Source organism: Nocardia terpenica (assembly GCF_013186535.1).
GTDB lineage: Bacteria > Actinomycetota > Actinomycetes > Mycobacteriales > Mycobacteriaceae > Nocardia > Nocardia terpenica.
Genome location: NZ_JABMCZ010000003.1, coordinates 40,646 through 59,160 on the forward strand (window position 1 = coordinate 40,646; position 18,515 = coordinate 59,160).

General features: G+C 69.9%; 18 protein-coding genes and 1 riboswitch. Of the genes, 8 read left to right on the forward strand and 10 right to left on the reverse strand.

The features are described 5' to 3' along the window. Window positions 1–413: 413 nt before the first annotated feature. Window positions 414–1,703, forward strand: a complete 1,290-nt coding sequence (locus tag HPY32_RS21345; protein ID WP_067595429.1) for an adenylosuccinate synthase — start codon at window positions 414–416, stop codon at window positions 1,701–1,703. 23 nt (window positions 1,704–1,726) lie between these two features. Here the strand turns inward: HPY32_RS21345 and yczR are convergent, their stop codons facing one another. Beyond that, entirely contained in the window at window positions 1,727–3,217 is a 1,491-nt protein-coding gene (yczR, locus tag HPY32_RS21350) for a MocR-like transcription factor YczR (RefSeq protein ID WP_067596277.1), read from the reverse strand. Between the two features lie 61 nt (window positions 3,218–3,278). Between yczR and HPY32_RS21355 the strand changes: the two genes are divergently transcribed. Together HPY32_RS21355 and HPY32_RS21360 are read left to right on the forward strand one after the other, a co-directional pair. Further along, window positions 3,279–3,434: a hypothetical protein gene (locus HPY32_RS21355; protein ID WP_156674808.1), complete on the forward strand. Its 156-nt coding sequence runs from the start codon at window positions 3,279–3,281 to the stop codon at window positions 3,432–3,434. Between the two features lie 72 nt (window positions 3,435–3,506). Next, a complete protein-coding gene (locus tag HPY32_RS21360; RefSeq protein ID WP_067595427.1) occupies window positions 3,507–4,064 on the forward strand; it encodes a methylated-DNA--[protein]-cysteine S-methyltransferase in 558 nt (185 codons plus the stop codon). Window positions 4,065–4,070: 6 nt separating this feature from the next. Here HPY32_RS21360 and HPY32_RS21365 read toward each other — a convergent pair whose 3' ends face one another. The 5 genes from HPY32_RS21365 to HPY32_RS21385 all read right to left on the reverse strand — a co-directional run bounded on the left by HPY32_RS21365 (window position 4,071) and on the right by HPY32_RS21385 (window position 9,786). Next, window positions 4,071–4,406, reverse strand: coding sequence for a hypothetical protein (locus tag HPY32_RS21365; RefSeq protein ID WP_067595425.1), 336 nt, complete (start codon window positions 4,404–4,406; stop codon window positions 4,071–4,073). Between the two features lie 168 nt (window positions 4,407–4,574). Continuing rightward, a complete protein-coding gene (locus tag HPY32_RS21370; protein ID WP_067595423.1) occupies window positions 4,575–7,190 on the reverse strand; it encodes a helix-turn-helix transcriptional regulator in 2,616 nt (871 codons plus the stop codon). Between the two features lie 67 nt (window positions 7,191–7,257). Further along, window positions 7,258–8,358 carry a CaiB/BaiF CoA transferase family protein gene (locus tag HPY32_RS21375; RefSeq protein WP_067595421.1) on the reverse strand — a complete coding sequence of 367 codons (1,101 nt, stop codon included), beginning with the start codon at window positions 8,356–8,358 and terminating at the stop codon, window positions 7,258–7,260. A gap of 112 nt (window positions 8,359–8,470) precedes the next feature. Further along, entirely contained in the window at window positions 8,471–9,070 is a 600-nt protein-coding gene (locus HPY32_RS21380; protein WP_067595419.1) for a hypothetical protein, read from the reverse strand. A gap of 161 nt (window positions 9,071–9,231) precedes the next feature. Next, window positions 9,232–9,786, reverse strand: coding sequence for a hypothetical protein (locus tag HPY32_RS21385; RefSeq protein ID WP_067595417.1), 555 nt, complete (start codon window positions 9,784–9,786; stop codon window positions 9,232–9,234). A 64-nt stretch (window positions 9,787–9,850) separates the two neighbouring features. Here HPY32_RS21385 and HPY32_RS21390 point away from each other — a divergent pair, with 64 nt between their 5' ends. Then, complete coding sequence (locus tag HPY32_RS21390; RefSeq protein WP_067595415.1) at window positions 9,851–10,822, forward strand: purine-nucleoside phosphorylase; 972 nt, start codon at window positions 9,851–9,853, stop codon at window positions 10,820–10,822. A 42-nt stretch (window positions 10,823–10,864) separates the two neighbouring features. Here the strand turns inward: HPY32_RS21390 and HPY32_RS21395 are convergent, their stop codons facing one another. Both HPY32_RS21395 and HPY32_RS21400 read right to left on the reverse strand, forming a co-directional pair. Continuing rightward, window positions 10,865–11,707 carry an amidohydrolase family protein gene (locus HPY32_RS21395; protein ID WP_067595413.1) on the reverse strand — a complete coding sequence of 281 codons (843 nt, stop codon included), beginning with the start codon at window positions 11,705–11,707 and terminating at the stop codon, window positions 10,865–10,867. A gap of 40 nt (window positions 11,708–11,747) precedes the next feature. Continuing rightward, window positions 11,748–13,136, reverse strand: a complete 1,389-nt coding sequence (locus HPY32_RS21400; RefSeq protein WP_067595411.1) for an FAD-dependent oxidoreductase — start codon at window positions 13,134–13,136, stop codon at window positions 11,748–11,750. Window positions 13,137–13,411: 275 nt separating this feature from the next. Between HPY32_RS21400 and HPY32_RS21405 the strand changes: the two genes are divergently transcribed. The 3 genes from HPY32_RS21405 (at window position 13,412) to HPY32_RS21415 (ending at window position 15,663) form a co-directional block, all read left to right on the forward strand. Next, window positions 13,412–13,858: an Rv0361 family membrane protein gene (locus HPY32_RS21405; RefSeq protein ID WP_067595409.1), complete on the forward strand. Its 447-nt coding sequence runs from the start codon at window positions 13,412–13,414 to the stop codon at window positions 13,856–13,858. A gap of 32 nt (window positions 13,859–13,890) precedes the next feature. Further along, a riboswitch (SAM riboswitch) is annotated at window positions 13,891–14,010 on the forward strand. 19 nt (window positions 14,011–14,029) lie between these two features. Further along, window positions 14,030–14,452 carry a rhodanese-like domain-containing protein gene (locus tag HPY32_RS21410; RefSeq protein WP_067595407.1) on the forward strand — a complete coding sequence of 141 codons (423 nt, stop codon included), beginning with the start codon at window positions 14,030–14,032 and terminating at the stop codon, window positions 14,450–14,452. Next, entirely contained in the window at window positions 14,449–15,663 is a 1,215-nt protein-coding gene (locus tag HPY32_RS21415; RefSeq protein WP_067595405.1) for an O-succinylhomoserine sulfhydrylase, read from the forward strand. Before HPY32_RS21410 ends, HPY32_RS21415 begins: the two co-directional genes overlap by 4 nt. 3 nt (window positions 15,664–15,666) lie before the next feature. Here the strand turns inward: HPY32_RS21415 and HPY32_RS21420 are convergent, their stop codons facing one another. Then, window positions 15,667–16,425, reverse strand: a complete 759-nt coding sequence (locus HPY32_RS21420; RefSeq protein ID WP_067596276.1) for an HAD-IIA family hydrolase — start codon at window positions 16,423–16,425, stop codon at window positions 15,667–15,669. 417 nt (window positions 16,426–16,842) lie between these two features. On the opposite strand from HPY32_RS21420, the gene fgd reads away from it, so the two are divergent. Next, entirely contained in the window at window positions 16,843–17,895 is a 1,053-nt protein-coding gene (gene fgd / locus HPY32_RS21425) for a glucose-6-phosphate dehydrogenase (coenzyme-F420) (protein WP_067595403.1), read from the forward strand. 57 nt (window positions 17,896–17,952) lie between these two features. On the opposite strand, the gene HPY32_RS21430 is transcribed toward fgd, so the two are convergent. Then, complete coding sequence (locus HPY32_RS21430; RefSeq protein WP_067595401.1) at window positions 17,953–18,477, reverse strand: hypothetical protein; 525 nt, start codon at window positions 18,475–18,477, stop codon at window positions 17,953–17,955. Window positions 18,478–18,515: the final 38 nt, after the last annotated feature.

The window sequence follows — 18,515 nt, forward strand, 5'->3', positions numbered from 1 at the left end:
GCGTCCGGTGCCGGACGGACGGGTCGGCTCGCCGCGTCGGTGGGCCCGAGCGGCCCGGAGCGCGTTTCCCCTTGTGAGCCCCCGGAAATGGGGGGTTCGCGCGGCGCGGGGCGCGGTCCGGCGGCCGGGATCGGCGCGACCGGTTGTGGACGGCGATTCTCGGTGGAGTCGACCCGGCTCGCGGTGTGACATTGGTCATCCGGCACCGGACGCGCGTGTCGAACATCGCGAAAGCCCTTGTGGCCGCGGCCAATTCGTTACATTCCTGTGTCTCGCACCACAGTCGGCGGGTGGATGTCCGGGGCGCCCGCGCACCCATCCACTAGACTGTGCTCCCGGCCACCGCCTCGGAAACGGCAGGTAGCTGCAGTATCGAAACGGGATGCTGCGCGTCGAACCGTAGGAGACTCGATATGCCGGCAATCGTCCTGATCGGCGCCCAGTGGGGCGACGAGGGCAAGGGCAAAGCTACCGATCTGCTCGGCGGTCGAGTCCAGTGGGTTGTCCGCTACCAGGGCGGCAACAATGCCGGTCACACCGTGGTGCTGCCCAACGGCGACAACTTCGCGCTGCATCTGATCCCCTCCGGCATCCTCACCCCCGGCGTCACCAATGTGATCGGCAACGGCGTGGTGGTAGACCCGGGCGTGCTGCTGGCCGAGCTGGCCGGGATCGAGGAGCGCGGCGTCGACACCTCCAAGCTGCTGCTGTCCGCCGACGCGCACCTGATCATGCCGTACCACGTCGCCATCGATAAGGTGACCGAGCGCTTCCTGGGCAACAAGAAGATCGGCACCACCGGCCGCGGCATCGGCCCCTGCTACCAGGACAAGGTGGCGCGGGTGGGCGTGCGCGTCGCCGACCTGCTGGACGAGAAGATCCTCACCCAGAAGGTCGAGGCCGCACTGGAATTCAAGAACCAGGTGCTGGTCAAGATCTACAACCGCCGCGCCCTGGACCCGCAGCAGGTGGTCGACGAGGTGCTCACCAAGGCCGAGGGCTTCTCCCACCGCATCAGCGACACCCGGCTGCTGCTCAACCGGGCGCTGGAGAACGGCGAGACCATCCTGCTGGAGGGCTCGCAGGGCACGCTGCTCGACGTCGACCACGGCACCTACCCGTACGTGACCTCCTCGAACCCGACCTCCGGCGGCGCTGCGGTGGGTTCCGGCATCGGGCCCAACAAGATCGGCACCGTGCTCGGCATCCTCAAGGCGTACACCACCCGCGTGGGCTCGGGCCCGTTCCCGACCGAACTGTTCGACCAGTCCGGCGAGTACCTGGCCAAGACCGGCGGCGAGGTCGGCGTGACCACCGGCCGCGCCCGCCGCACCGGCTGGTTCGACGCGGTGATCGCCCGCTACGCCACCCGCGTCAACGGCATCACCGACTACTTCCTGACCAAGCTGGACGTACTGTCCGGCCTGGACCGGGTGCCGATCTGCGTGGCGTACGAGATCGACGGCGAGCGCGTCGAGCAGATGCCCACCACCCAGACCGAATTCCACCACGCCAAGCCCATTTACGAGGAGATGCCCGGCTGGTGGGAGGACATCTCCCACGCCCGCACCTTCGACGACCTGCCCCCCAACGCCCGGGCCTACGTCCTGCGCCTGGAGGAACTGTCCGGCGCCCGCATGTCCTGCATCGGCGTCGGCCCCGGCCGCGACGAAACCATCGTCCGCCACGATATTTTGGGCTGAGCTTCCCCGACCTCATGGGTTGCTCAATAGCAGGTGAGCGGGGCCAATGGCTCCGCCGCATGCGGAGTCAGCGCGCTGTACGCCGCCGCCATGGACTTCACCGCCAGCCGGAGGTCGGATTCCTCGTGGGTGAAGGGGAGGCGGAGGAAGCGTTCGAAGGCGCCCTGGACGCCGAATCTCGGTCCGGCGGCGAGTAGTACGCCGTGGTTGGGGGCGGTGGCGGCGAGGGCGGTGGAGACGGGGGCGGGCAGCTGCACCCACAGCGACATGCCGCCCGCGCCCTCGACCGCGCGCCAGTCGGGCAGCTCCTCGGCCAGCGCGTCGAGCAGCGCGGCGCGGCGGCTGTGCAGCTGGTCGCGGCGGCGGGCCAGGATGGTGTCGGCGCGCTCGAGCAGGTACGTGGTGGCCAGCTGATCCATCACCGGCGTGCCCAGGTCGACCGTCGAGCGGGTGCCCAGTAGCTTGCCGATCAGCGTCTGATTGGCGCGAATCCAGCCGACGCGCAGGCCGCCCCAGAACGACTTCGACGCCGAGCCGATCGTCACGATCTCCGAGCCGCGCGCGAAAGCCGCTGCCGGGGGCTGGGTTTCGCCGTCGAGCTGCTGATCCACCATGGACTCGTCGACGATCACCGTCATCCGGGTCTCGCGGGCGATGGCGGCCAGCTCGGCGCGCCCCGCGCCGTCCATGAGCAGCCCGGTCGGATTGTTGAAGTCCGGCACCAGGTAGGCGGTGCTGGCCGCGGTCTGCCGTGCGGCACTGCGGATTCCGTCGAGATCCCACCCGGCCGCCGGATGCTCCGGGCGCAGCGGCACCGGCACCGGCCGCGCGCCCACGTCGCGGATCGCCTCGATGGCATTGGGGTAGCTGGGGTGGTCGATCAGCACCCGTTCGGCGGGCGCGGTGAGCACATTGAGCAGCAGCCGCAGGCCGTGCTGGGCGCCGAGGGTGACCAGGATCTGATCGGGCTCGGTGGGCAGGCCGCGTGCGGTGTAGCGGCGCGCGATGGCCTCGCGCAGCGGCAGAATACCGACCGGGTCCATGCCGTGCGTGCCGAGGTAGATCGGAAGTCCTTGCAGCGCAGAAGAATACGCGTCGCTCATTTCCGGCGGCGCGGACATGGCGGCGTAGGTGAGGTCGATGGTCGGCACCTCGCCGGGCAGCATCATGGCGAGAATGCTGCGCGCCGGTTTGCTGCCGTCGTGCTTGACATCGGTGGGCAGCGCGACGGTACTGCGGGAACCCTGCCTGCTGATCAGGTAGCCGTGCTCGCGCAGCAGCGCGTACGCGGAGGTGACCGTGGTGCGGCTGACGCCGAGTGCGGTGGCCAGATCGCGTTCGCTGGGCAGGGCGACGCCCAGCGGCGCGCGCCCGTCGTGGATCAGCAGCCGGACGCCCTCGGCCAGGGCCAGATACGCGGGACGGGAGGTCCGCCGCCCCTCCCCGGCCTCGTCCTGACGCCATCGGCCCAGGTCACGGGTGAGGGTGGCGGCACTGATCACACGGATTGCCATGCAGGCCAGTATGGTCACGCTGGCTATGTCTTTCAAGTCCAGATCGGCGCAAGCTGGGCTTATGGCCGCGCTTCTCATCCTCATCGCGGTCGTCGCCGCGGCGACGACCATCATCCCCGCCTACCTCCCGTCACCCGATGAGCGCAGGGAGTTTCGCCGGGCGACGCTGCGGGTCCGGCATTCGCTCACCGATTGGGGCGCGGCCCGCCGAGGCTAGGCATGGAAGTCCAGTTGTATTGACTGGACCGGAGTTTTCCGGGATGTCGGTGGCGCGGTGCACACTGGTCGCATGCTCGAATCGGACCGCCCGCCGCTCGCGGCGGCGCTCTTCGACACCGCCATCGGCCCGTGCGCCATGACCTGGACGGAGGTGGGGGTGGTGCGATTCCAGCTGCCCGAGGCCACCCCCGCCACCACCCGGACCCGGATGCTGCGCCCGCGCGGCGTCGAGGTGCGGGAGGCCGAGCCCACCGGCGCCATGGCCGAGGCGGTCGCCGGGATTCGCGCCCACCTCGGCGGCGCGCTCGACGATCTGCGCTGGATTCCGTTGGACCACACCGGGATTCCCGAATTCCAGCGCGCGGTGTACGAGGTCACCCGCGCCATCGATCCGGGGCACACCCTGAGCTACGGGCAGGTCGCGGCCCGGGTCGGTCAGCCCGGCGCCGCCCAGGCGGTCGGGCAGGCGCTGGGCGGCAATCCGATTCCGCTCATCGTGCCCTGCCACCGCGTGCTCGCCGCCGACCATGCGCTGCACGGCTTCTCGGCCCCCGGCGGGCTCACCACCAAGCAGCATCTGCTGGAGATCGAGCGCACCCCGGGCTTCGGCGAGCCGACGCTGTTCTGAGGCCCGCTAGCGGTTCGGCTGGGCGTTCGGGTCGATGGCGTTCTGGATGCCGCGCACGACGTCGTCGGGGACGCCGTCCGGGACCGGGACGCTGGCGTCGCCGACGCGCACGGTGCGCGGCGCGGGCGGCGGGGCGTCCGGTGTGGTCGTCTCGGGCGCCGGACGCGGGCGGGGCGCCGGGGCGGTGCTCTGCGGCGCCGCGGCCCGTAATTCGGCCGGTTGGTCGGCCTGCTGGTCGGCCGGTGCGCTGGGCGCGATCACGCCCGGCTGCACCGCGGGATCGGCGCCGGCGACGGCGATGCCGACGCAGGTCACCGCCAACGCGAACGGCAGCGCGACCACTCCGGCTCGAATCCCACCCGCTACGTTCCGATTTCGCCGCGCCACGCGACCACCCCTCACGATCCGATATATCGATCGACGACCGATCGCCGCCGCCCTGCATCGTAGTGGGTGGGAAGGCCCCTAGCCATACCGTCGAATGCGACACCGGACGCTCTGCGGTGGCAGTCAGCCGCGCTGTTTGCCGCTCGGTGGCTCGCCGCGCATCAGCTCCGCCAGCGCCTCGCGGTCGGTCACATCCAGCTTGATGCACGCGCGGTACAGGTGGCCCTCGACCGTGCGCACCGACACCGTGAGCCGGTCGGCGATCTGGCGATTGGTGAGCCCGGCGGCGACCAGGTTGGCGATCTCGCGCTCGCGGGCGGTCAGCGGCAGCGGCTGTGCGGACTGGCGCAGCGCCGGGGTGCTGGCGCCGCCGCAGGCCGCGGCCAGGCGGTTCGCGGTGGCCGCCGACTCCAGCAGGCGGCGGCGATCGCCGGACCGCTCGTGGGCCGAGGCGGCCTGCGCGGCGGCGTCCGCGGCCGACAGCAGCGCCCCCAGGGCCTCGAATTCCGCTGCGGCATTGTCCAATCCGGGTCCGTCGTGGGAGGCGACCGCGACCGCGTGCCGGGCCTGCACCTGCACCAGCTTGCCGTCGATGCGGGCGGCCAGGTCGGCCAGGCGGCCCGCCACCGAGTGATCGCCGAACCGGGCCGCGGTGTGCAGCGCCCGCGCCTCGATGGCGTGCTGATGCGACCGGGCCGCCGCGTCGGCCGCCCCGATGGCCAGCCGGACCGCGGGCGTCACGGTGCCCTCGGCGGCGGCCTGCCAGGCCCGCGCGATCTCGAGCTGCGGCTCGTACACCGCGCTGTGCCGCCCACCGCGCGCGATCGCCTCGGCGATGGACTCGGCCGCCTCCGCGGCCCGCCCCAGCGCCGAATACGCCTCGGCCAGACGGATTCTCGCGGGGAACATCCACGCCGCGGCGCCCTCCGCGTGCAGCGCGGCCAGCGCCTGCTCCAGATTCTCGATGCCGTCGGGGAACCGACCCTGCGCCACGTCGACGGTGCCCTGCAGGATCTTCGAAAAGCCCCACGCCAGATACTGTCCCGGCGCCGAGTAGCCGAAATACGTGGTGGCGCACCGGCGGGCGGCGTCCAGATCGCCGGTGAAGGTGAGCGCCAGCACCTCCGCGTGCGTGGACATGAACCGGTTGAGCCCGTCGATGTGCGCCTCGACCTCGTGCCCGCGCGCGGCGTAGGCGCGGGCGGCGTCCCCGCGGCCCATGAGCGCCAGCGCCAGGCCGCCGCCGAACGACGCCCACCACACCGCCCACGGCGGCGCGTCCGCGGTCGTCATCACGCCGTCGGCGTCGACGAACGCGTCCTCCAGGCGGTTGTCGTTCACCGCGCACGCCGAGGACAGGCCCCGCAGCGTCGCCGCCAGCTTGGGATGGGTGACCCGCTCGCGCACCAGGGCCAGCACCTCGTCGGCGCGATCGGCATCGCCCATGGCCCACAGCAGATTCGACACCCGCGTGCTGCCCCACCGGGTCAGCTGCACGTCGTTCAGCTGTTCGGGATCGAAGCTGGCCAGGGTGCGCTCGGCCTCGATGCGGTGCCCCTGCCACAGCAGCGCGCGGGCGAGCAGATCGGCCGCCTCCACCCCGCCGCGCCGCTCCACCGCCGCGCGGGCGAAGCGCTCGCCGAGCGGGATGTTGGCCAGCCCGATCGCGTCCTCGGCCGCCGCCACGAACAGCTCCAGATCCGCGGATTTGTCGCTGTCCAGGGCCAATTCGGCGAGCCGGATGCGATCGGAGGCGGAGTCGATCGGCCGCTCCCGCAGCGAGGAGTACAACCGGCCGCGCAGCCGCCGCGCCGACGCGATGCCCAGCCGCCGCCGGATCACCTCGCCGAACAGCGGATGGTTGTAGCGCACCAGGAGCTGGTGGGTGTTCTCGACAATGCGGATCACGCTGCGGGATTCGGCCGTCTCCACGGCCTCCTCCCCGGCCAGCTCCGACAGCACGTCGAGATCGATCGGCTCGCAGAAGGTGAGCAGCTCCAGCACCCGCAGCACCGGGTCGGGCAGCTGTTCGACCCGATCCTCCAGCAGCGCAGCCAGTTCCGAGGTGACCGCGGCCCGCCCGCGCAGCTGCCACACCCCGTTGACCTGCCGCAGCGTGCCCGCCTCCAGCGCGCCCTCGACCAGATGCCGCAGAAACAGCGCGTTGCCGCCGGAGGACTCCCACATCAGGTTCGCCGTGAAGCCCTCCAGTTGCCCGCCGAGCATGGACTCGACCAGCTGCACGCTCTGCCGCTGACTGAACGGGGTCAGATCGATCCGCAGCAGGTGCCCGTCCTTCCACAGCGACGTCACCGCGTCGGGCACCGGGACCCCGCTGCGCACGGTGCACACGATGTGCGCCGCCTTGTCGATGGCCAACTGCAGCAACAGCGTTGCCGACAGCTGGTCCAGCAGGTGCGCGTCGTCCACGCCGATGATGGTGTGCCCGTCGGCCAGCAGCGCCTCGCGGGCCGCGGCCATGAAGGTCACCGGATCGTGGGCGGTGTAGACCCCGACCATGTGCGCGAACACGCCCAGTGGAATGCTGCGCGCCGACTCGGTGCCCGCGACCCAGCGGATGTTGCCGCCGATAGCGGCGGTCGCCTGCCTGGCCAGAGTCGTCTTTCCGACCCCGGCGTCGCCGGTGAGTACCGCGCCGACGAATTCCGTTCCGGTGAGCGCGGCCCGGATCGAATCCAGTTCGCTCCCACGCTCGATCATCGGCCAGTTCCGAGCCATGGAAATTACTTTAGTGCCTCAGCGATTGTGAGCACGGCGAACCAACCCGCCACCGGGACAACGCGGCTCAGTCGGCCCACACGCGATCGATCGGGGTCGCCTGCACCGGCGGCGGTGTCGGAATACCGCTCGGCGTGCGGGAGAAGCGCGGCGCGGGCGCGTGCTGCACCACGCCATCGATCTCGATCAGGCCGGTGCGGGCGGCGATGTGCGCGTTCTGCTCGGCCTCGGTGAAGGTCAGCACCGGGGTGCAGCAGGCGTCGGTGCCCTCGAAGACCGCCGCCCACTCGTCGCGGGTGCGGGTCTTGAACTTCTCGGCGAACAGCTTCTTCAGCCGCTCCTGCCCGTTCGGGTCGATCTGGTGCGGCAGGCCCTCGGCGTTGATGCCCAGGCCCGCCAGCAGTTCGGCGTAGAACTGGGGCTCGATCGCGCCGACCGCCATGTATCGGCCGTCGGCGGTCTCGTAGGTGTCGTAGAACGCCATGCCGGTGTCGAGCAGGTTGGTGCCGCGCTCGTCGGACCACAGGCCCATGCCGCGCATGCCCCAGATCATGTGCGACAGCGCGAGCGCGCCGTCGATCATGGCGGCGTCGATGACCTGCCCGCGGCCCGAGCCCTGCCGCTCCACCAGCGCGGCCAGGATGCCGAACACCAGGAACATCGAACCGCCGCCGAAGTCGCCGACCATGTTCAGCGGCGGCACCGGTCGTTCGCCCTTGTGCCCGATGGCATTCAGCACGCCGGTGAGCGAGATGTAGTTGATGTCGTGACCCGCCCGGTCGGCCAGCGGCCCGGACTGCCCCCAGCCCGTCATCCGCCCGTACACCAGCCGCGGATTGCGTTCCAGCGCCACGTCCGGGCCCAGGCCCATGCGCTCGGTGACGCCGGGCCGGAAGCCCTCGATGAGCACGTCGGCCCGGTCGACGAGCCCGAGCACCTGCTCGATGGCGGCCGGGTCCTTGAGGTTCGCCTCGACGATGGTGCGCCCGCGCCACTGCGGCCGCTCCATGTACCCGGGCAGCAGGCCCGGCCGCTGCACCCGCACGACGTCCGCGCCCAGATCGGCCAGCAGCAGCGCCGCGTGCGGTCCTGGGCCGATACCGGCCAGCTCGACAACCCGGATGCCCGCCAGCGGGCCCTGTTTCGGAGCGGTGGATGGTGTGCTCACGCCGTACCTCGGTTTCGTCGTCGATCCCTGTGCACCGGATCACGGCCCGGTGTTGTCAGTATGACAATAAGAGGAACCGGACGGTCCTGGCGAGAGTCGAAGCGCGTGCGGTTCAGGAGAACAGCTGCACCTTCTGTTCCGGATACTGCCGATTCGTGCACTCCTGGTACGGATTCGGATCGCCGAGCTGCTGCTGGCAGTCCCACGTCGACCAGGCGGCCTGGACGGTGACGGTGTGGCCGATCGCCCAGCCCACCCGCGCGTATTCGTGCGCCACCGGAATCGCGATGGCGCACGGGATGTTCACCGCGAAGACCTCGAGCCCGGCGACGCGGATGCCGCAGTCGGTCTGCCACGGCGCGGGGGCAGGGGTGGTGGTCGTGGTCGGCGGCCAGGACGGGGTGATCGTCGGCTGCGGCCAGGTGGTCGTGGTGGTGGGCGGTGGCGTGGTGGTGGTGGTGGTCGTCGTCGGCGGCACGGTCGTGGGTGGCACGGTTGTCGTCGGGGGCGCGACCGTGGTCGTGACCGGTGGTGTGGTCGGCGGTTGCGGCAGTGTGGTGGTGGGGAAATCCTGGGTGGGCATCGGCCCGGCCGTCTCGGTGAGCGCGGCCGGGGAGGCGACCAGGTGCACCGGGGCCGACTGAGTGGCCGCGCCGCATCCGGACAGGGCCGCGGTCGCGGCGGCGAGGGCGAGAAAACCGACGAGTCGCATGAGATCTCCGTTCCGAGCATCTACGAACCCGACGACACTCGTCGCGCAGACCCCCATGCCCGCAGCCGCCGGTCATGTCCAGATTAGCGACGGTCCGGTCCGTTCCCCACCCTCAATTTTCGGGGCGATCATGCTCCCCCGTCGGGTCCCTGCGTGCATGCTCACCTATCGGGTCCCGGCGTGCTTTTGGCCGGGATCCACCCCGCGAGTTCGATTATCTCCCCGGCGATTTCGCCCACATCCCGCCCGTCGGTATCCACGCGATGCACCCACCCCGGCGCCTCCCGCGCGAGCCGCCGCGCCATCGCCCCGCTGCGGTCGAGGTGGTCACCCAGCCCACTGCCGATCTCCCGCCGCGAAAGCCGTTGCGCGGCAGTCTCGTCCGAACAGGTCAACAGGACCGCGGTGAGCCGTGGCGCGTCCCCCATGGCGGCGGTCAGCGCGGCGGCGACGTCGGCGAAGACGCTGGCGGTATTGGTGTAGATCAGCCGCCGATAGCCGAGGTCGCGGTAGTTGGCCCAGATGGCGGCCAGATTCCGCTCGGCCAGGCCGTGCTCCCACGGCGGCGGATACGCCTGGTCCAGATTGTCGCCCTCGATCAGGCCGTGCCGGATCCCGGCGGTCGCGAGCCGCAGGTGGATTTCGGCGCCGACGCTGGTCTTGCCGGATCCGGCCCGGCCGCCGAGGAACAGGGCCTCGGTTTCGGACAATTGCACCTCCCGTACGATGCACTGTCTCTATGGTCGACGCAAGATCATTTCTCGACGACGGGAGGTCGGCATGTACACCAGGGCCTTCGGCCTGCTGGCCGCGGCACTGACGGTGGCGCTGGCCGCCACGGGCTGCGGTAAGCACGATTCCGGCGACGACCGCATCGCGGTCAAGGCCATGATCATCACGATGTTCGACCCGGAGGCCAAGCCCTGGATCGAGAAGGGGCGATGGTCGCACGAGGTTTCCGTGGCCGGTATGCGGAATCCGGTGCGCTGCAACGACTCCGGGCTGTGCATGATGGAAACCGACATGGGCAAGGCGAATGCCGCGCTGTCCACCTCGGCAATGCTGGCCAGCCCGAAACTGAACCTGGACAACGCCTACTTCATCACGGCCGGTATCGCGGGCACCCCGCCGGAGGCCGGGACGCTCGGCTTCGCGGCCTGGGCGCGCTACGCGGTCGACATCGATCTCGGCCATCACGTGCTGCCGCAGGACGATCCGGCCATCCCGAACTACGGCTACCTTGCCATGCCCAAGGCGGGCACCGAGGTGTACGAGCTGGACGGCCGCCTGGTGGACGCGGTCTACCGCAATACCAAGGACGTCGAGCTGGCCGACAGCCCGGCCGCCGACCGGGCCCGGGCCGCCTTCCCCGGCCAGGAGGGCCACAAACCCGTTGTGACGCAATGCGATACCGCCACCGGCGACAACTTCTGGTCCGGCGCGGACTCCTCCGCGCAGACCGCCGCCATCGTCTCCTCCTCCACCAACGGCCAGGGCCGCTACTGCACCTCGCAGATGGAGGACAACGCGACCGCCGCCGCGCTGGCCCGGGCGGGGAAGCTCAACCGGTGGGTATGCCTGCGCACCGCAAGCAATTTCGACCGGCCGCGGCCGGGGCAGTCGGTGGGAGACCTGCTGAGGGGCATCGACGGGGGCGCGGATTCACCGGGGTTCCCGCTGGCGGTCGACAATGCTTATCGGGTTGCCTCGGCGGCGGCGGACTATTTGATGAAGCACCCGAATTTGGATTGATCCCGGCCAAAAGCATGCCGGGAACAAGAGGGCGGGCCGGGACTACTTATCGATCACCGGAAGCGGAAGTGTATCTCCCGGTGCGAGTTTCGGGAGGTCGCGGCGGTTCAGGCGGAGGGTGGGGGGCTCCTGGTGGGCGGGGCGCACCTTGACCGGCAGGCGGTAGAGGGCGCGGGCGTTGTCCTCGAAGACCCGGTAGGCGTCGGCCCCGACCGCGTCGGCGATCAGCTCGATGTCGCGGTCGCGGAACGGGCGGCCCGCCCGAGTGCCGGGCAGGTCGGAACCGAACATCAGCGCCTCCGGATTCACGGCGTGGATCCGGCGCAGCGCGACGCCCACGTCCATCGCCACCCGGCCGAACCCCGACGCCTTCACCTTCGCCCCGCGATCCACCAGATTCAGCAGGTACGGCAGGCATTCGTCGGACATGCCCATGTGGTCGATGGACAGCGCGGGCAGCTTGGAGATGACCGGCTCCAGCGAGCCCAGCATGGAGCCGTCGATGTACAGCTCGACGTGCCACCCGGCCAGCTCGTGCGCGCGCAGCGCCTGCATGGTCAGCGCCACGATGTCGCCCGCGGCGCGCTTGAGGTTGAACCGCAGCGCCCGCACGCCCGCCCGGTCCAGGTCGAGGATCTCCTCGTCGGTGGCGTCGGGGTGCAGCGTGATCACCCCGACCCAGCCGGGCCCGAGCTCGGCCAGCGCCGCCCGCAGAAACCCGGAATCGGTGCCCTGGAAGGAGCCGCTCACCACCGCGCCCGCGTCGACGTCGAAGCGCGCCATCCGCTTTCGGTAGTTCGCGATGGTGTAGGGCTTCGGCAGGTAGCCCTCGTTCTCGATCAGCGGGAACCGCGGATCGATGATGTGGACATGGGCATCGAACACGTGATCAGCATGCCTCAGAACGGTGACACAGGGAGCGAAGTCAGACCTTGTGCGGTTCGCTCGCGCGCAGCATGTCCTCGCGCTCGACGACCTTGACCCGCTCGCGGCCCTGCGGCTCGCCGAGCGAGCGCTCGTGCGCGTCGAGGCGGTACCAGCCCGCCCAGGTGGTGAACGGGATGCCCTTGCCCTCCAGCCACGCGGTGACCGCTTCCGGATCCGGCTGCTCGGCCGGGGTGAAGGCGGGGGCGTCGTCGATCAGGCAGGCGATGGTCTCGTTGGCGTCGCCCTTGGTGTGGCCGATCAGGCCCACCGGGCCGCGCTTGATCCAGCCGGTCACATAGGTCGCGGGCAGGTAGCGGGCCGCGCCGTCGGCGTCCTCGTCGATCAGCACGCGCCCGGCCTCGTTGGGCACGGTCCCGGCCTGCTCGTCGAACGGCAGCTGCGGGATGTTCTGCGACAGGTAGCCCACGGCCCGGTACACCGACTGCACGTCCCAGTCGTTGAACACGCCGGTGCCCTTGACGTTTCCGGTGCCGTCGAGCTGGGTGCGCTCGGTGCGCAGCCCGACCACCTTGCCGTCCTCGCCGACGATCTCGTGCGGGGACTCGAAGAAGTGTAGAAACAGTCGGTGCGGACGGTCGCCCACGTCGCGAATCGCCCACTGCTCCAACGTATTGCAGACCATATCGACCTGCTTGGAATGCCGCCGTGCGGCTTCGGAGCCCTCGTCGTAGTCGATGTCCTCGGGGGCGACGATGACCTCGATGTTCGGCGAATGATCCAGCTCGCGCAGTTCCAGCGGGGTGAACTTGGCCTGCGCCGGGCCGCGGCGGCCGAACACGTGCACCTCGAGCGCCTTGTTGGCCTTCAGCCCCTCGTACACGTTCGGCGGGATCTCGGTGGGCAGCAGCTCGTCGCCGGTCTTGGCGAGCACGCGGGCCACGTCCAGGGCCACATTGCCGACGCCGAGCACCGCGACCTTCTCCGCCTCCAGCGGCCAGTCGCGCGGCACGTCCGGATGGCCGTCGTACCAGGACACGAAGTCCGCCGCGCCGTAGGAGCCGTCCAGATCGATGCCCGGGACCGGCAGCGCGCGGTCGGCGTTGGCGCCGGTGGAGAAGATCACCGCGTCGTAGAAGCGCCGCATATCGGCCAGGGTGATGTCGGTGCCGTAGTCGATATTGCCGAGCAGGCGTACCTGCGGCTTGTCCAGAACCTTGTGCAGCGCGGTGATGATGCCCTTGATGCGCGGATGATCGGGCGCGACGCCGTAGCGGATCAGGCCGAACGGGGCGGGCATCCGCTCGTACAGGTCGATGCTCACCTCGGCATCGGACTTCATCAGCGCGTCGGCGGCGTAGATTCCGGCCGGTCCGGCGCCCACGATCGCGATGCGAAGTGGTCGGGTCGCTGCACTCTGTTCGGTCATTCTTATGCGCACCCTCTGGTCGAAAGCTCTGTCGTCGGTATTGTGGCCCGTCCTTCTTAGCTTAGGCTAAGTTGACGCGCGGGCCGGATGTCACCCGGCGTGTTCGCCGTCCCAATCGATGCCGCTTCGTTGCTGCGCGGGGACGCGGAGCCACCCGGCCGCGGCCGGGGGTTCTGGTGATTCTATCGGCGTGGGGTGTGATCACTATTCCCGGTACGGTCCGGGAAATATGGGTGTGAGCTGAGCCACCGTGGCCCACCGGGGATGATCGGTGCATGAGCGATGCCGCCGACGGCTCCACCCAGGCCACCCCGATCGACCAGCGCGAGGCGACCCGGTCCGCGCTGCCGTTCCTCATCGCGGCCGTGATCGCGGTGCTGGTCGTCATCGCGGTGATTGCCATGGCGCTGCTGCGACCGGCTGAGAACAATGTCACACAGGCGGACCGAATCGCGGCCGCCGTCAAGAACTTCGCCGCCGCGCAGGCCGAATCCGATCCTGCCCGGCGCGCCGCCGCGGCCTGCGCCGGATTCGATCCCGCGAAGTCGCCGCTGGGTCCCGGCGCGGCCGGGAAGAAGGTCGACATCACCGGGCTCACCGATCCGGCGATCGACGGCGACCGCGCCAAGGCGACCGTGACCAGCGAGGTCGACGGCCGCAAGACGACGGCCACCTGGAATCTGACTCGGGCGGACGGGAAGACGTGGCTGGTGTGCAATTGACACCGGAGCGCGGGCCAGGCACTCTCAGTGAAGGTCATGAGTACCAGCGTCAAGCCCCGGCTCGCTGGTCGGCAACCCTCCTCCGCGGTGGGGTGCTCCGGGTGACGACCTGGCCACGCACCGGAATCTCCCGAGTGCGGCAAGTGCGGATTCGCGAGGAGGGTTCATCGAATGAGCTACGCGGGTGACATCACCCCACGACAGGCGTGGGAGCTGTTGCGCGACAATCCCGATGCGGTGCTGATCGACGTGCGCACCGAGGCCGAGTGGCGGTTCGTCGGGGTGCCCGACACCGCCTCGATCGATCGGCCGACGGCCCTGATCGAGTGGGTGGACGGGACCGGAGCGCCCAACGCGCACTTCACCGATCAGCTGAAACAGGTACTGGCCGAACGGGATTCGGACAGCACCGCGCCGGTGATCTTCCTCTGCCGGTCCGGGCAGCGGTCGATCGGCGCGGCGACGGCGGCGACGGCGGCCGGCTACGCCCCGTCCTACAACGTGCTCGAGGGTTTCGAGGGTCCGCTCGACGCCAGCGGGCATCGCGGCGGCGCCGGCTGGCGCGCCGAGGGACTGCCCTGGCGGCAGTCGTGATCGCCGGCGGCGCGTTCGACCGGCCGCTGCCCGAGGGCGTGGGCCCGGCGACGCTGGGAGTCCGTGGCGGACTGCGGCGTTCGGGTTTCGAGGAGACCGCCGAGGCGCTGTATCTGTCCTCCGGTTTCGTCTACGAGAGCGCCGAGGCGGCCGAGGCGGCGTTCACCGGCGATGTGCCGCACTTCGTGTATTCGCGCTACGGCAATCCGACGGTGGCCATGTTCGAGGAGCGGATGCGGCTGCTGGAGGGCGCGCAGGCGTGCTTCGCCACCGCCAGCGGCATGTCGGCCGTGTTCACCGCGCTCGCGGCGCTGCTCGGCCGCGGCGATCGGCTGGTGGCCGCGCGCAGCCTGTTCGGTTCCTGTTTCGTGGTGTGTAACGAGATCCTGCCGCGCTGGGGCGTGGAGACGGTCTTCGTCGACGGCGAGGATCTCGACCAGTGGGAGCGGGCGCTGTCGCGGCCGACGCAGGCGGTGTTCTTCGAGACCCCGTCCAACCCGATGCAGACGCTGGTGGATGTGCGCCGGGTGTCGGAGCTGGCCCACGCGGCGGGCGCGACGGTGGTGCTGGACAACGTCTTCGCGACCCCGCTGCTGCAGCGCAGCCTGGAGCTCGGCGCCGACGTGGTGGTGTATTCGGGCACCAAGCACATCGACGGCCAGGGCCGGGTGCTCGGCGGCGCCATCCTGGGCGCGCAGGACTACATCGACGGCCCGGTGAAGCACCTCATGCGGCACACCGGCCCGGCGCTGAGCCCGTTCAATGCCTGGACGCTGCTGAAGGGCCTGGAGACGATGCCGCTGCGGGTGCGCCAGTCGGTGCAGTCCGCCTTGCGCATCGCCGAATTCCTGGAGCGGCATCCGGCGGTGTCGTGGACGAAATACCCGTTCCTGCCGTCGCATCCGCAGCACGCGCTGGCGCTGGAGCAGATGTCCGGCGGCGGCACGGTCGTCACCTTCGAACTGGTGGCCCGGCCCGACGAGGCCAAGAAGCGCGCCTTCGAGGTCCTCAACCGCCTGCGCATCATCGACATCTCCAACAACCTGGGCGATGCGAAATCCCTCGTCACCCACCCTGCCACCACCACACACCGCGCCATGGGCCCGGAAGGCCGTGCGGCCGTGGGGATCACCGACGGCGTCGTGCGAGTGTCGGTGGGCCTCGAGGATGTCGAAGACCTACTCGGCGACCTGGACCAAGCCCTGAGCTGAGGACTAGTCCGCGAACGGATTTCCGGTGCGCCCCACCAGGTCCGCGACCGAGTCGATCACCAGCGTCGGCTTGTAGGGAAACTTCTGGATCGAGGCGCGGTCGGAGATGCCGGAGGTGACCAGCACGGTTCGCATGCCCGCCTCCAGGCCCGCGATGACATCGGTGTCCATTCGGTCGCCGATCATCACCGACGACTGCGAGTGGGCCCCGATCCGCCGCAGCGCCGACCGCATCATCAGCGGGTTCGGCTTGCCGATGTAGTACGGCTCGCGCCCGGTAGCGCGGGTGATCAGCGCCGCCACCGAACCCGTTGCGGGTAGCAGACCTTCGCGCGACGGGCCGGTCGGGTCCGGGTTCGTCGCGATGAAGCTCGCGCCGCGGTCGACCAGCCGGATGGCGGTGGTGATCGCCTCGAACGAATACGTGCGGGTCTCGCCCAGCACCACGTAGTCCGGATCGCTGTCGGTGAGGACGTACCCGATCTCGTGCAGTGCCGTGGTGAGCCCCGATTCGCCCACCACATAGGCGGTGCCGCCGGGCTTCTGCTCGTTCAGGAAGGTGGCGGTCGCCAGGGCCGAGGTCCAGATCGACTCCTGGGGAATGTCGAGTCCGGTGTGCCGCAGCCGGGCCTGCAGATCGCGGGGAGTGCGGATGGAGTTGTTGGTCAGCACCAGGAACGGAACCCCGTTGGCCTGCAGTTCCGCCAGGAACTTGTCGGCACCGGGCACCAGATGATCCTCATGGACCAGCACCCCATCCATATCGGTCAGGTAGGACAGGATCGGCTCATCGTCGGCAGTCACCAGTCAATTCTGAGCTATTGAACTCCCGATACGCACCCGACTTGTCGTATTCCTCATCGCCCCGGCCTACCTCCTCCCGCCTTCCCGGCCCACGTGCTCCCGTCTTCCCGGCTTGCTTCTCTCGTCTTCCCGGTCTGCTTCTCTCGTCTTCCCGGTCCGCTTCTCTCGTCTTCCCGGTCTGCTTCTCTCGTCTTCCCGGTCCGCTTCTCTCGTCATCCCGGCCTGCTTCTCTCGTCATCCCGGCCTGCTTGCTCTCGTCATCCCGGCACGCTTTTGGCCGGGATCACCGCCCCCTGACTAAGGTCGAAGGCGATCGCGATGCGCGCCGCGGAATGCTCGGCGGCCGGGCGGCGCTGCACACGGTCGACGGGGGATATGGATGCCCCGCGTACGCAAGTGACAGCGAACAGGAGTGGCGCAGTGACTCAACTCAAGCTCGGGTACAAGGCGTCGGCGGAACAGTTCGGGCCCCGGGAGCTGGTGGAGCTCGGGGTTCTCGTCGAGGAACACGGGCTCGACAGTGCGACGGTCAGCGACCATTTCCAGCCGTGGCGGCACAGGGGCGGGCACGCCCCGTTCTCCCTCGCGTGGATGACCGCGGTCGGGGAGCGCACCAAGCGAATTCAGCTGGGGACCTCGGTGCTGACCCCCACCTTCCGCTACAACCCCGCGGTCATCGCCCAGGCGTTCGCCACCATGGGCTGCCTGTACCCGGACCGGATCATGCTGGGTGTCGGCACCGGTGAGGCGCTCAACGAGATCGCCACCGGATACAAGGGCGACTGGCCGGAGTTCAAGGAGCGCTTCGCCCGGCTGCGCGAGTCCATCGACCTGATGCGCGCGCTGTGGACCGGCGACCGGGTGTCGTTCGAGGGCGAGTACTACCACACCGTCGGCGCCTCGATCTACGACGTGCCCAAGGGCGGTATCCCGATCTACATCGCCGCGGGCGGTCCGCTGGTGGCCCGGTACGCCGGCCGCGCCGGGGACGGCTTCATCTGCACCTCCGGCAAGGGCATGGACCTCTACACCGAGAAGCTGATGCCCGCCGTGCGGGAGGGCGTCGCCAAGGTCGGCCGCACCGTGGACGACATCGACCGGATGATCGAGATCAAGATCTCCTACGACACCGATCCCGAACTGGCGCTGGAGAACACCCGCTTCTGGGCGCCGCTGTCGCTGACCGCCGAGCAGAAGCACAGCATCACCGACCCGATCGAGATGGAGGCCGCGGCCGACGCGCTGCCGATCGAGCAGATCGCCAAGCGCTGGATCGTGGCCAGCGATCCGGACGAGGCCGTCGCGCAGATCAAGCCGTACGTCGACGCCGGGCTCAACCACCTGGTGTTCCACGCCCCCGGCCACGATCAGCGGCGGTTCCTGGACCTGTTCGCCCGCGATCTCGCCCCCCGCCTGCGCGCGCTGTGATCCTCGCGCCGTAATCGCCTGGGCCGCCGCCCGTTTCGGACGGCGGCCCGGGCGGGCTCAGTTCTCGTCCTCGTCGGCGGCCACGATGGCGAACACCCGGGCGCGATTGGCCGGATCGAGCAGCAGCGCCGCCGACCACAGGAACCCGGCCATGCCCAGCGGCGGCCTGGTGATGGTGTCCGCGGGGGTGAACAACTCCGAGACGCCCCGATCGGGCAGGTAGCGGTAGATCAGTGCGGCCCACTCGTTTCCGCGCGCGTCGTAGATCACCGCATTGCACATCTCGTCGGCGGTGGGCCGCTCGTGGAAGTGTCCGGCCAGCATGGTGCGGCGCACCTCGCCGGAGGCGATCTCCTCCGGGCTGAATTCCTCACAGAATCCCTCGAACAGCAGGCCGAATCCCCACAGCGGCAGGCGCGCCTTCTTCAGCTGCGCGGCCCGGAAGTGGACGGGGTGGATGCCCGATTCCTCGGCCTCGTCGTCGTGCAGCGGTCCCGCCGCGATGGCCAGTTCGCCGTCCGCGTCCGCCGCGAATCCGAAGAACATCGGCGGCGAGCCCCACCCCTCGTGATGGTCTAGCATCCACCGGGCGAGTGCCCTGATCGATTCGTCCCTCGGAT